Here is a 12,941-nt window from a genome sequence, read left to right as displayed (position 1 = left end):
TTCATTTTGAATATTATTTCAAACTTGGTGGAAGTAATTTATACATCACTGGTGTAACAATTCTGGTTAGAATCAATGATGAAATTAAACCCCCAACAATTACTAAAGCCAGCGGCGAGTAAAGCGGCGAATGCTCCATAATGAGCGGAATCATACCTCCAATGGCGGTCATAGTTGTTAGTACAATTGGTATAAATCGCGTTTCGCCCGCTTCTTCGATAGCTTCATCAATCGAAAGTCCATTTTCTTTACGCAGATAATTGGTATAATCTACGAGTAAAATAGAGTTTTTTACCTCAATACCCGCTAGAGCGATGATACCTACGATGGCCGTAAATGAAAGGGAATTTCCTGTAAATAATAAAATTAAAATTGCTCCAATTAAGCCCAATGGAATAACCGAAAGTACAATAAGCGTACTTTTAAAGGTTTTAAATTCAAGAATCAGAATGGCAATAATACCAAAGATTGTGATAATGATGATTGTGCCAAGTCCACCAAAAGTTTCGGCCGAACGCTCTACTTCCCCTGCCATTTTTATTTCATAGCCCTTTGGTAATTTTACTTGTTTGAGTTTTTCAACAGCTTCTTTCGTTACTTCTGGTGTAAGAAAACCACTCTTAATAAAGGCCGAAACCGTAGAATAACGCTCACGGTCATAGTGATTAATTCGATTTGGTGAAGTTTCAAAACCCACTGTGGCCAATTGGTTCAAAGGCACAAGTGTACCCATTTGATTTGTAACGAAAACCTTAGAAAATACATCCATGCTTGGGCGTTCATTTCTTGGTAAACTTACATTAAGATTCATCTCTTCACCATCTTTTTCTTTGTAAATTCCAAGGTTCACACCAGCAATACCCATCCTGATAGTACGGTCAATATCAGCCGTTGGAATGCCCAACATACCTGCTTTATCTTTATTGATATTTACACGTAAATCTACATTTTGTGCAGAAAGTGGGTTATTTACGTAAATGGTGCCTTTGGTTTCTTTGAAAACTTTTTCAACTTTTGCAGAAATAATACGTAATGAATCAAGATTTTCACCCATGATTCTCACAGCCAATGGTGCCTCGAATGGAGCCCCTTGCTCAAACTGAATAACCCGAATTTTTGCTCCTGCATAAGAATCAAAGGTAGCACGAAGTTTATCAATAAATTGCTCACGCTCAGGCACTTCTACATGATCTTGTAGTTGTACGAAAAGTTGCGAATAATTCGATAAAGTTCCACCTATAGGCAATGTATTATAATAAATTCGAGGGTTAGATTTTCCAACGTTAGTGGCAAAGTTCTTGACAATCTTATGCTTCAATAATTCATTTTCTACAAAACGAGCTGCTTGATTAGTTTCTTGGAGCGTTGTACCGAGTGGTGTTTCGATATTAATCAAAAACTGTGGTTTTTCTGAACGAGGAAATACACTCGTACCAACAACAGGAATAAGGGCTAAGCTTCCACCAAAAATCAAAAGGGCAATCAATAAAGCTGTTTTGGGGTATTCAAGTGCTTTGTGCAGAACCTTGCGGTATGAACCTTCAATACCTTTTTTCATCAAACGAAGTACGATGTTTTCGCCGTGTTCTTCACGAGGCATGAGTAAACTCGCTAAAAAAGGAACAATCGTAAGCGAAACAAAAAGCGATGCAATAATGGTCATGATGACAGCCATCGGAAGACTTCTAATAAAATCACCCGCCGACTCTGGTAAAAAACACAGTGGTAAGAAGGCAAAAATCAAAGTTGCCGTACAGCCTAAAACCGCTAAGCTAATTTGTTTGGTGGCTTCGATGGCTGCTTGCTGGCGTGGCATACCTGTGCGTAAGAAACGAGCTATGTTTTCAACTACCACAATAGAGTCATCCACTAAAAGTCCAAGGGCAATCACAAGACCAACTACACTTAACTGATTGATACCAAAGCCCGCCAAATCGAGCATCGTAAGCCCCATTGCCAACGATAATGGAATAGAAATCATTACGATAATGGCCGGACGGATACCCAGAGGAATAAGGGTAATGAGCACCAAAAGAATAGCAATTCCGAAGTCACGAGCTAAACCAAAAAGACGATGCGAAACGCTTTTTACTTGGTCGAAACTTTGTTCGAATCGCATATCAGCGGGTAAACTTTTGGCAAAATCATCAATAATTGGTCGAATTTGATCGCCCGTTGTAAAAATATTACTACCATCTTTCATGGTTGCCGTAACGAAAACGGCACGTTTACCATTTAAACGACCCAAGTAAGTTTCTTCTTCGTAATCGAATTTTACATCGGCAACATCTCTAAGATAAGTAACGGTCGTGCCCGATGAACTTACGATGGTATTCTTTATTTCTTCGATATTTTCGTAACTACCCGAGGTTTTTACACTAAATTTACGGCTACCAATTTCAATATTTCCTGCAGGAATATTGGCATTTTCGGACTGAATAGATCCTAAAACTCGATTCAATGGAATTCTGAACTGAGCCATTTTATCTAAATTTACCGAAATAGTTATTTGTTGTTTCGGGAATGCCCAGATTTCAGCCGTTTTAATTGATTTTACCTTTAGAAGGTTATCTTTCAATCGTTCTGCTTCTTTTTCTAAATCTTTGTACTGAGCAGTTTCCGACATCACGGCACATTGAATAATATTTACACCCTCGGGCGTAAAGCGGAGTACATCCATGCTATAAATATCCGAGGGAAGTTTCGAACGAATGGCGTTTAATTCACGCACAACTTCATTGTATTTTTCCTCGGAGTCGATAGAATGAACAAATTCCAAACGGATTTGGGCAACACCCTCATCAGCAGTAGAAATAACTTTCTTAATATCGCTGATTTCAGACATTTTATCTTCAATTGGGTCAACGATAAGTTTCTCCATATCGGCAGGCGAAGTACCAGGGTAAACTACCACGATACTATTAAAAGTTGCCTTCAACGCAGGGTCTTCTGCTTTGGGCATATTGAGCAAAGAACTCACACCAATGGCCATAATCATGATGAAGATGATAATAGTGAATTGGTAGTTCTTAACAGAAAAGTCGACTAAACGCATGGTTTTAATGTATAATGAAGAATGTAAAATGTATAAAATACCATTGCTACTATTCTTTTGATGATTTTAATATTGCTGTTATTATTTTCTGTAATTCCTCAACATCATTTTTGAGTGAAATAAACATGTTTTCATCCAAATATTCTGAAGCATAGAGCAAGCGAATCCAGTATTTAGTTTCTTTTGCTTCTTTTAAGCAAATACTAAACTTTGCGGAAAATTCTTTTTTCGAATATGCACTATCAGCTTCTTCAGCATTCGCACCTATTGATGTCCCACTTCTCAGTAATTGTTTTGCTAAGGGTAAGACTTCAGAATGATTTTTGTAAAACCATTTATATAGTTTTACTATACGCACTGAAAAAGCAAAAGACTTTTCTAAAATGATATTTGGCTTATTTTCTTGACCCATTTTGCATTATGAATTTTACATTATTCATTATGATTTATTTTAACCTTCGCTTTATCGGTCAGAAAATTTGCTCCTTTGGTTATGATTTGCGTGCCCTCAGTTATGCCAGACGTTATGGCTACGTTACTTCCGAAAATATGGCCAATTCTTACAGGTGTTTTATTGACAGTTTGGTTTGGATTGAGAGTGAAGACAAAAGCTTTGTCTTTGTCGGCTTCAACTAATGCCTCAATCGGCACGGATAATGTGGCTGCTCCTTTGGCTGAAGAAATTTCTGCTTTAGCCACAAAACCCGAAATTAATTTTTTACCATTCGGGGTGAGTTGTAATTCTACTTCAAATGTGCCAGTAGCAGGATTGACTGTTTGAGCAATTTGAGTTACACGTGCATGAAATGGCTCATCGGGGTAGGCATCAAGATAGACAGTAGCAGCATCGCCGAGCTTTACCTTTACTACATCTCTATCGGCTAAACCAACATTTACGAGGTAGGCACTTTCGCCAGTACCAAGAATAAAGGCAGGAGCAAATGGAGTAATAAGTTCGCCTTGTTCAGAAATTTTTCTAAGAATACGGCCACTCGTTGGGGCATAAATTCTCGATAATTTTTGGTTAAACTCAGCTACTTGCACACTCTGTTTGGCTACATCATAGCCTGTTGTGGCATCTTGCACGTTGGTGAGGGTAGCGGCTTCATCGGCATAAAGTTTTTTGACTCTTTCTAAATCTCGTTCAGATTTTTCTAAGCCTAATTTTGCTTGACGAACCTGTGCATCAATTTCAGATAAATCAAGTTCAGCTAATAGTTGACCTTCTTTCACGAATTGTCCTTCTTGCACATAAACTCGACGAATCATGCCACCTGTTTTAAAGGCTAGTTTCATTTCAGATTTTGATGAAAGTACACCACTGGCAATGATGGGTTCGCTCAACGATTTTTTGCTTACTGGCTGTACTTCAACCGTGAGAGTTTCGTCGGTTTCTTCTTTTTTGGTGTCTTGTTTTTTTCCACAAGAAATGGCCAAAAATGCTATTGCGGTAGTTAATAAAATATAATTTTTCATAGATTTTATTTTTGTTCGAATCCTAATATTTCAATTTTTTTAATCCAATTTTCTCGGTATGAGTCTTTCGATAAATTTACTTTACCGCTCCAACTTTATCCAAATTCGCTTGCTTTAAAAGTATATCATATCGAGCTACTGACTCTTGCAAACGAGCGGTGATAACTTCATTCGAGGCACGTAAATACTCAATCATGATCGCCTGCCCGTTTCGGTATCTGCTTTCCACTACCTTAAAATATTTCTCAGCTTTCAGGGTTCCTTCTTTGGCGGTATTTAAGGCTTTTTTGGAAGCTTCTAACTCAAAATATGCCTGAGAAACTTGCAATTGTATTTGTTTTTGTACTTCCTCGAACTTTGTATCGAGTATGTTTTTTTGAATTTTGGCTTGCTGTATTTTTGATTTTTTCTCGTAGCCATGGTAGATGTCCCAACTTAGGCCAATTTGCCCTAAAATGTAAGCTTGGTCTTTGAATGTATAACCAAAACCTTGAAACCCCGTACTTCCACCTACAAATACTTGCGGACGTAGGGCATTCATTTCTTGTAATTTAATGGCTGTTTCACTAACTTTTATGTTTGTGCGTAACATGTTCAGTTCTTGCCGATTACTGAGAGCATCTTCTTTAAGTTGGGGTAGGGCGGCTGTTTGTCCGATTCTATTAACTAAATTAGTATCAGCAACTATTTCAGTCATTAATTCTCGATTCATCAAATAATTCAAGAAAACCTTTACTGTTTCTCTATTCTTTTCCAAAACGGCCACTTGCTGGTCGAGTTTACTTACTTCATATTCAGCCGAATAGATGACATCTTTGGTGGCCACGTTATTGCCTACTAATTTTTCATTGAGTTTCACAAAATCAGTGAGTAGGTTTCTTGAGGCATCAAAGATTTTTTGTGCTTCGAGTGTTTGTAGATACTGCAAATAAGCGGTAGTGATACTGTATCGAATTTCGTTTTCTAAAATTCTTTTTTTGGCTTCTTGTGCAGTTAGTAAATCTCTCTGAATAAGTAGGTTATAGCGAATATCAGTATTGAAAATAGGATATTGAAAATTAAACTTTGTATCATGAAAATTATTAGGTGCTAATAATTGATTCACGTTTTCTACCTGCGGGAAATTGTTTGTTTTGGTAAGTTGATTGAGTGTTGAATAAACAGGGTTTAGTAAATCACCAATCGGGAAAGATAATTTTCTACCACCTGCAGCTAAGGTGTAATTCGGATTGAAAGTAAGCTTAGGCATAAAGTTCGCTTTGGCTTGGTTGATATTTTCAAGCGATTTCTCGATTTCGAGGCGTTCTTGCTTCAAGCCTAAGTTTTGTTTTAAACCTTCTTGAATGTATGATTCAAGTATAGGGGAGGTTTGTGCTGCCGCGGCCAATGGAAATAATAGATAAAATAAAAATAGCTTTTTCATAGGATAAAATCACCTTCTAAGAGGCTTTTAGTTAATTTTAGCTTTATTAGCCACCATTAATCAATTATTAGTTTCTGAACACTGTTAAGTAGAAGTTTCAAAAAAAGGGCCTGACTAAGGCCTGACCCCAAATTCTTATACTTTTATACTAGTGGCAACTAAGTTTGAACTACATTGTGCCAATAGTTTTTGTTGTGCATTACGTGCTTCACATACGACATTTACTACTGTTTTTCCTGCTCTAATAATTTTCGATTTCACGAAAATACTTTCTCCAACTTGGGCAGGTAAGAGGTAATCGACATTGAGGTTGATAGTAGAGTAAAAGTTTTCTTTACCAAGTGAAAAGACTGTCATTCCCATCACATCATCAAGCATTGACGCCATTGTTCCCCCGTGTAAGATTCTACCAGGATTAGTCATCTCTTCACGAACGGTAAATTCTACTATTAAAGAGCCTTCTTCTGCTGAAATTAGCTTGCCGTTTAGCCATCTACCTAGCGGAGATGGACTTACTTCTGAGGCATTTTTCCCGATGTGTTGTTTAAAAAATTCTAAAGCGTGGTTCATTATTTGGTTCTTATTTGCGTTTGTATGTTTTTACCATTTCAACAAATCGGTCATAGACTTCTTCTAAAAGTTGAATACGGCGTTCTTCTGGAAAAATCATGGTTCGGCGGCGTAAATGTAAGGTTGCAAGGCCATGTACTAAACTCCACATCATGACCGAAACGGTCTCGACATTTTCACCAGCGAAATACCCTGCTTGCATGCAATCTCCTACCACTAATTTAAGTGTATTAAATGCTCGTTCGCCGTCACACCAAATTTCATCTCTGCATTCGAGGGTTTCCATGGGGGCGGTCATCACAAACATTAAATCATACAATTCGGGGTTTTCAAAGGCGTATTTGAGGTAACTTTTCCCTAATGAAATTAAGCGTTCGAAAGGGTCAGTTTCTACGCCAATACCTGCTTGCATAGCATGCATGAGAGCGTTGAAGGCATCTACATGCAAGGCAAAAAGAATTTCATTTTTATCTTTGAAATAAAGGTATATTGTACCCGCACTATACTCAATTACTTCAGCAATATTACGGATGCTGGTTTTTTCGTAGCCTTGTTCCAAAAATAGTTTTTGAGCGGCGGCTAATATTTGCCGCCTCATTTCTACTTTTTCTCTTTCTTTTCTATCTGCAACACCCATGGAGCTATACTATTCTTTAATTAACAATGCAAATAAAATGAACGGTGTTCAGAAAAACAAATTATTTTAAAAAAAATGTGGTCCACTTCAAAAGTGAACCACATTTCAATTATAAACGGCCATATTTTTTATTATATCTCAATAATATTGAAGCGATAATCAATGGGGTCGAAGGCTTCGAGGAGTTTTTCAATAAACGATTTATCGTTTAGATAGAAGTTCAAGAAATTTTCCTTGCGTTCTTGTAAACCTCCATCTGGAAATAGCTTTTGCTTTAAGCCTAAGAGTTGAGTAACGGCTGTTTCCTGATTACGTTCTTCGGCTTTCTTGATGCGTTTTTCAAGGTTTTCGAGCGATGAAATTATCTTTACTTTTTCTGCTTCAACAGGTCCTTTCATCGTTTGATCAATGGCCAAAGATTTACGAAGAATTCGCTCAAAAACTTCATTGATATCATCTATTTCAAATGCTAAGCTCAACGAGTTTTCAGAATTACGTTCTACGTAGCTTCTGCGAAGGGTTACTTCATCGGCAAAAAGTTCTTCGGCTGTAATACCTAATTTATCTATACGCTTTTGGCTCGCTTGGTTAATCACCAAAGCAAAATTTCGAGGCATTAAAAGAGGGAATTGTTCGCCATAATGATCAAAAATACCTTTCAGTTGTAACCAATAAGGTACTTCTGAAGGCCCACCGATATAAGCTAAATTTGGTAGAATTGTTTCTTGATATAATGGGCGTAAAACAACATTTGGACTGAATCGCTCTGGATTTTGCTCAAGAATTTGTAAAATTTCATTTTCAGAGAAAGCCAAATCGGAGTTTAAAACCTTATAAACCCCATCTTCTCGCACAATACGCTCGCGTAAACCTTCTTGTAAATAAAAGAAGTTGATTTCACGCGGAGTGATTTGCGTATGATAACCCATTTTATTGAGTTCCTCAGATGTTTCAGTTACAATTTTATTGGCTGAATGATTGAGTAAATCGTCTTTAATGACACCCGTGAAAATGGCTTTTAAATCAGCGTCATCAGCATCTAAACAAATGAGACTTTCATTCGCAAAAAGCTCATGCATATATTGGCGTACGGCCGCTGCGAGCGTAGAATTATTGAGGTAGGCACGCTCAAATAACTCTGGCTTTTCAGGAAGTTCGGCAAATATGGTCTCTAACTCTGCGGGATTCATTCTTCCCACTGCTCCTTTTTGTTCGGTTTCCCATTTATAAGTTTTTCCAAAAAGGTTAAACGAAGCAATTTCTGCAAAATCATGGTCTTCGCTGGCCATCCAATAAACGGGTACGAAGTTGTATGCAGGAAATTGAGCTTTCAGCTTTTTAGCCAAATTAATAATCGTAATGATTTTATAGATTACATATAATGGCCCAGTGAATATGTTGAGTTGGTGCCCAGTTGTAACTGTAAAAGTATTGGCTTGTAGGAGTGTATCAAAATTAGGACTATTGCTTAAACCTTGATATTGCTTTTTTAAAACTGAAACCAATGTTTTTCGCTTGTCTTCCGAGAATTGCCGAGTTTGTATTACTTTGTCAAATCCTTGAATATCAGGATATTGATTGTAGAATTTTAGGAGAGAATCGTTTTTCGAAATATAATCTAAAAACAGTTTCGGAAATGCACCGACCGAATTTAACTCTATTTGTTGACAGGGCATGTTTATGTTTTTTTTCTTTGCTCTAAACAGAACACCAAAAAAAGCCTATGGGTTTCAATTAATTAATTTTCGTTGATTACTTCTGTAGAGACAAGGCATGACTTGTCTCTACAGAAGTAACATTTATTCATACATTCTATCAATCAAATCTTTGTATTTGGCCGTAATGACCTTCCGTTTTGGTTTAAGTGTAGGGGTTACTTCTCCTCCTTCGATTGTCCAAGGATTGGCAAGTAAGGTAAATTTCTTTACTTGTTCGTATTGGGCAAATTCTTTATTAAATTTCGAAATTTCACTAAAAATCAATTTTAAAACTTGCTGATTTTTAATGATTTCGGCATCGGTGGTATAATCAATTCCTTGTGTTTTACACCAGTCACGAAGAGCTACGAATTCAGGAATAATCAAAGCCGCAGGGAATTTCTGACTTTCGCCCACCACCATCATTTGCTCAATAAAGACCGATTCTTTCATTTTATTTTCGAGTACTTGCGGAGCTACATATTTGCCTCCTGAAGTCTTGAAAATTTCTTTCTTACGGTCGGTAATTTTTAAATACTTACCTTCATCAAGCTTACCAATATCGCCAGTGTGTAGCCAACCGTCAGCATCAATTACTTCTTTTGTGAGTTCTGGTTTGTTGTAGTATCCCAACATAACGTTTGGTCCTTTAACCAAGATTTCGCCATCTTCAGCAATTTTCACGGTAGTGCCATCAATGATTGGCCCTACTGTGCTGATTCGCAAATCTAAAGGCATTACTCGATTAGTAGCAATTACTGGCGAAGTTTCGGTCATTCCATAACCTTCTGAAACTGGAATTCCTGCCGCCCAGAAAACCCTAGCTAAACGAGGTTGTAAGGCTGCGGCTCCTGAACAAATCATGCGGATATTTCCGCCTAAAGCTTCTTGCCACTTACTAAAAACCAGCTTTTGTGCCCATTTTAATTGGAAATTATACCAAGCACTAAATTGTTGGTTTGGGTCATATTTGAGCCCTAAATCAAGTGCCCAGAGAAATATCTTACGTTTGAGTCCACTCAATTCATAGCCTTTCGCCACGATTTTATCGTAAACTTTTTCAAGTAAACGTGGCACGGTTGTGAAAATTTGTGGTTTTACATCGCGTAAATCATCGGCAATAGTAGCCATATTTTGAGCATAATATATTGACATCCCCTTGCTCATGTATAAGTACAAAACCATGCGTTCGTACACGTGGTTGAGCGGAAGAAAGCTCAATGCTCGACAAGTTTCATCAATTGGGAAATTATCACGGCATGATTCAAAATTGCTGATTAAATTTAGGTGCGAAAGCATAACTCCTTTTGGATTGCCCGTAGTACCTGAAGTATAAATGATTGTAAGCAAATCATCGGTTTTGATGCTTTGTTTGATACTTTCTAATTTTTCGACATCTTCGTTTTTGGCACTTTCCGAAACCTCTTTCCAATGTTTGCTACCTATGATTTTATCAAAACAATAAATTTCTTGCACACTTGGGGCATCTTTGGCCGCTGTTTGTGCTTTTTTTAGCAGGTCAGCATCGCCCACGAAAACTAATTTGATACTGGCATCATTGAAAATATACCTGTAATCCTCTACCGTAATGTTGGGGTAAAGCGGCACGCCAATGGCACCGACTTGTTGAATCGCAAAATCGACGATATTCCATTCGGGGCGACTTTCGGAAATAACAGCGATTTTATCGCCTCGCTTAATGCCAATACTTAATAAGCCTAAACTTAATTGGTTGATAGACTGCAAGAAATCAGCAGCCGAAACAAGCTGCCATTCACCTTTGATTTTTGAAGCAAAAACATCGGGTTTATTGTATTTAGCAATGGAAGTATCTAATAATTCGAAAACTCTGGAGATGGAATACGACATTTTATAGTGTGTTGAATAGGTTATAAGCAGTTTCAGTCAACAGCTTTTGTTAATTTAATACGAACAAATTACTTGATAATTATTCAAATATAAAAATGAAGCGTCCCGAAAATTTACTCTTTTTCGGGACGCTTCAGTAGGGTTTATTTATCAAAACCGATTTTCATCTACATCTTTTATAAATTGGATGACATTCGGGAAATAGGTTTTTTGGTCATCCCAAAAAGATAAATGACTACCATCAGGACAATACAAATATCTTCCTTTTTGTACAGCTTTACTTAATTGTTCCATGGCTTTGGGGTCCATGGTATCATATTTTGCACCGATAGCTAAGGTAGGAACTTTTATATTAGGTAAACTAGCTTTTCTATCCCAAGTGATGAGGCGACCACCGACTTTGAACTCACTCGGCCCTTGCATCAGTACATAAATATGCTCATTCAAATGTTTGAATGTACGATTGACTGGCTCAGGCCATTCGGGTAAGCGGCAAATATGTTTATTATAATATTCACGAGTAACTAAATCTACGTACACGGGGTTTTTAAAATCACCCTTGGCTTCAAAAGCATTGAGCGAATCAACCAGAGATTTTCTCATCTGGCTTCTCAATTCAGTATTATATTTTTCATAATCAGGAATACTAGGCATCATATTGCTGATTATTAATCCTTTAAGATTATCTTGGTATTTTAGAGCATATTCCATTGCCAAAATACCTCCCCAAGAATTTCCTAATAAATAAAAGTTGTCTTTATTTAAGCCTAAAGCCCTACGTACTTGTTCTACTTCTTCTACAAAGCGTGGGGTTGTCCAGAGTGAATCATTATCGGGCTGGTCGGAGTAATAAGAGCCTAATTGGTCGTATTCATACATTTCAAAGCCTTCTTTTGGAAAGAAGCTTTCAAAACACTCCATATACTCATGGGTCATGGCTGGGCCGCCGTGCAAGAGTAAGATTTTTATGCGAGGATTATCACCAAACTTTTTGGTCCAGACTTTAAATTTTCCCACAGGGGTTTCAATTTCAACCATTTTTACCCCACCAGTTTGTACTTCTTCAGTACTTGATATTGATTGCTGGGACTCTTGGATATTTTGTTTTTTGCTACAATTGACTAGTAAAAAAACAGCAGCTAATAAAAGGAAAAGGTGTTTCATAAAGTTTTAGTTGAATAAGAATAGATGGATGACAAAGATAACTCAATAAAAACAAGCTTTAAGTGCTTAGAGTTTGAAAATTTCAAGATAAATTATTGAAAAGTCGGCTTTGTAGTATTTATATGTTTTATTTGTTATGAATTTATCAAGTCCTTGATAGTCAGTTTGATTATTGGTAGAATTATGAAAAAAATACTTGTTATTGGCTCGACTGGTTTGCTTGGAAAACCCGTTGCCTTTGCACTGCAAAATGCAGGCTTTGAGTTAACACTTTTTGTCAGAAATGATTCATTGGTGAAAGATATTTTCCCCAATACAAAAATCATTAAAGGCGATTTAGCGATTAAATCAGATGTAGAAAAAGCAATGCAAGGCCAAGATGCCATTTTCTTAAATTTATCAGTTAAGCAAACCGAAAAATTAACCGATTTTCATGCCGAAGGAGAAGGCTTAGATACCATCATTGAAGCTGCTCATAAAGCAGGCATTAAACGAATCGCTTATTTATCTTCACTTGTACATCTTTATCAAGGTATGAATAACTTTGATTGGTGGGTTTTTAGAATTAAGCAAGAAGCCGTGCAGAAAATCAAAAAATCAGGTATTCCTTATTCGATTTTTTATCCTTCTACTTTCATGGAAAGTATCTTTTATCAATCTAAGCAAGGAAGTAAGATTGCTTTGGGTGGTAAATCTGAATATCCGATGTATTATATTTCAGCAAAAGATTATGCTCAGCAAGTAGCGAAATCTTTTGAAGTTTTGCCTGAATCTGAAAGTTATGATTTTGTAGTTCAGGGTTTAGAAGCTTTCACACAAGATGCCGCCGCCAAAGAATTTATTAAGTATTATACAAAGGAGAACTTAGGAATAATGTGGGCTCCAATGTTTGTCATGAAATTGATGGGCGTATTTAGCCAAAAATTTAATTATGGTTATCATATCGTGGAAGCTTTGAATAAATACCCAGAAAAATTTGAAGCCCAACAAACGTGGGAGTTGTTGGGTAAACCACAAATAACCCTGAAGTCTTTTGCTGAAAATCTGTGA

Annotated in this window: 10 protein-coding genes; 1 reads left to right on the top strand and 9 read right to left on the bottom strand. The window is 37.0% G+C overall.

Translation table 11 applies throughout. The features are described 5' to 3' along the window. Positions 1–13: 13 nt before the first annotated feature. From EMTOL_RS05595 to EMTOL_RS05555, 9 genes are all read right to left on the bottom strand, one after another. Entirely contained in the window at positions 14–3,055 is a 3,042-nt protein-coding gene (locus EMTOL_RS05595) for an efflux RND transporter permease subunit (RefSeq protein ID WP_015028302.1), read from the bottom strand. A 49-nt stretch (positions 3,056–3,104) separates the two neighbouring features. Then, a complete protein-coding gene (locus tag EMTOL_RS05590) occupies positions 3,105–3,467 on the bottom strand; it encodes a four helix bundle protein (protein ID WP_015028301.1) in 363 nt (120 codons plus the stop codon). A gap of 20 nt (positions 3,468–3,487) precedes the next feature. After that, entirely contained in the window at positions 3,488–4,531 is a 1,044-nt protein-coding gene (locus EMTOL_RS05585; protein ID WP_015028300.1) for an efflux RND transporter periplasmic adaptor subunit, read from the bottom strand. Positions 4,532–4,607: 76 nt separating this feature from the next. After that, positions 4,608–5,954 carry a TolC family protein gene (locus tag EMTOL_RS05580; RefSeq protein ID WP_015028299.1) on the bottom strand — a complete coding sequence of 449 codons (1,347 nt, stop codon included), beginning with the start codon at positions 5,952–5,954 and terminating at the stop codon, positions 4,608–4,610. A 135-nt stretch (positions 5,955–6,089) separates the two neighbouring features. Next, positions 6,090–6,524, bottom strand: a complete 435-nt coding sequence (locus tag EMTOL_RS05575) for a PaaI family thioesterase (RefSeq protein ID WP_015028298.1) — start codon at positions 6,522–6,524, stop codon at positions 6,090–6,092. 10 nt (positions 6,525–6,534) lie between these two features. Then, the gene (locus EMTOL_RS05570) at positions 6,535–7,161 is read right to left on the bottom strand and encodes a TetR/AcrR family transcriptional regulator (protein WP_015028297.1); all 627 of its coding nucleotides are present in this window, start codon (positions 7,159–7,161) and stop codon (positions 6,535–6,537) included. A gap of 131 nt (positions 7,162–7,292) precedes the next feature. Next, the gene (bshC, locus tag EMTOL_RS05565; RefSeq protein WP_015028296.1) at positions 7,293–8,837 is read right to left on the bottom strand and encodes a bacillithiol biosynthesis cysteine-adding enzyme BshC; all 1,545 of its coding nucleotides are present in this window, start codon (positions 8,835–8,837) and stop codon (positions 7,293–7,295) included. 123 nt (positions 8,838–8,960) lie between these two features. Beyond that, the gene (locus EMTOL_RS05560) at positions 8,961–10,727 is read right to left on the bottom strand and encodes an AMP-dependent synthetase/ligase (RefSeq protein ID WP_015028295.1); all 1,767 of its coding nucleotides are present in this window, start codon (positions 10,725–10,727) and stop codon (positions 8,961–8,963) included. A gap of 150 nt (positions 10,728–10,877) precedes the next feature. Beyond that, positions 10,878–11,891 (bottom strand): proline iminopeptidase-family hydrolase, encoded by a 1,014-nt coding sequence (locus tag EMTOL_RS05555; protein WP_015028294.1) that lies wholly within the window; start codon positions 11,889–11,891, stop codon positions 10,878–10,880. Positions 11,892–12,074: 183 nt separating this feature from the next. On the opposite strand from EMTOL_RS05555, the gene EMTOL_RS05550 reads away from it, so the two are divergent. Continuing rightward, positions 12,075–12,941, top strand: a complete 867-nt coding sequence (locus tag EMTOL_RS05550) for an SDR family oxidoreductase (protein ID WP_015028293.1) — start codon at positions 12,075–12,077, stop codon at positions 12,939–12,941.

This window comes from Emticicia oligotrophica DSM 17448 (assembly GCF_000263195.1).
In the GTDB taxonomy this organism is placed as follows: Bacteria; Bacteroidota; Bacteroidia; order Cytophagales; family Spirosomataceae; genus Emticicia; species Emticicia oligotrophica.
The sequence above is the reverse complement of the archived record's forward strand: the minus strand, read 5'-3'. Positions and strand labels throughout refer to the sequence as shown.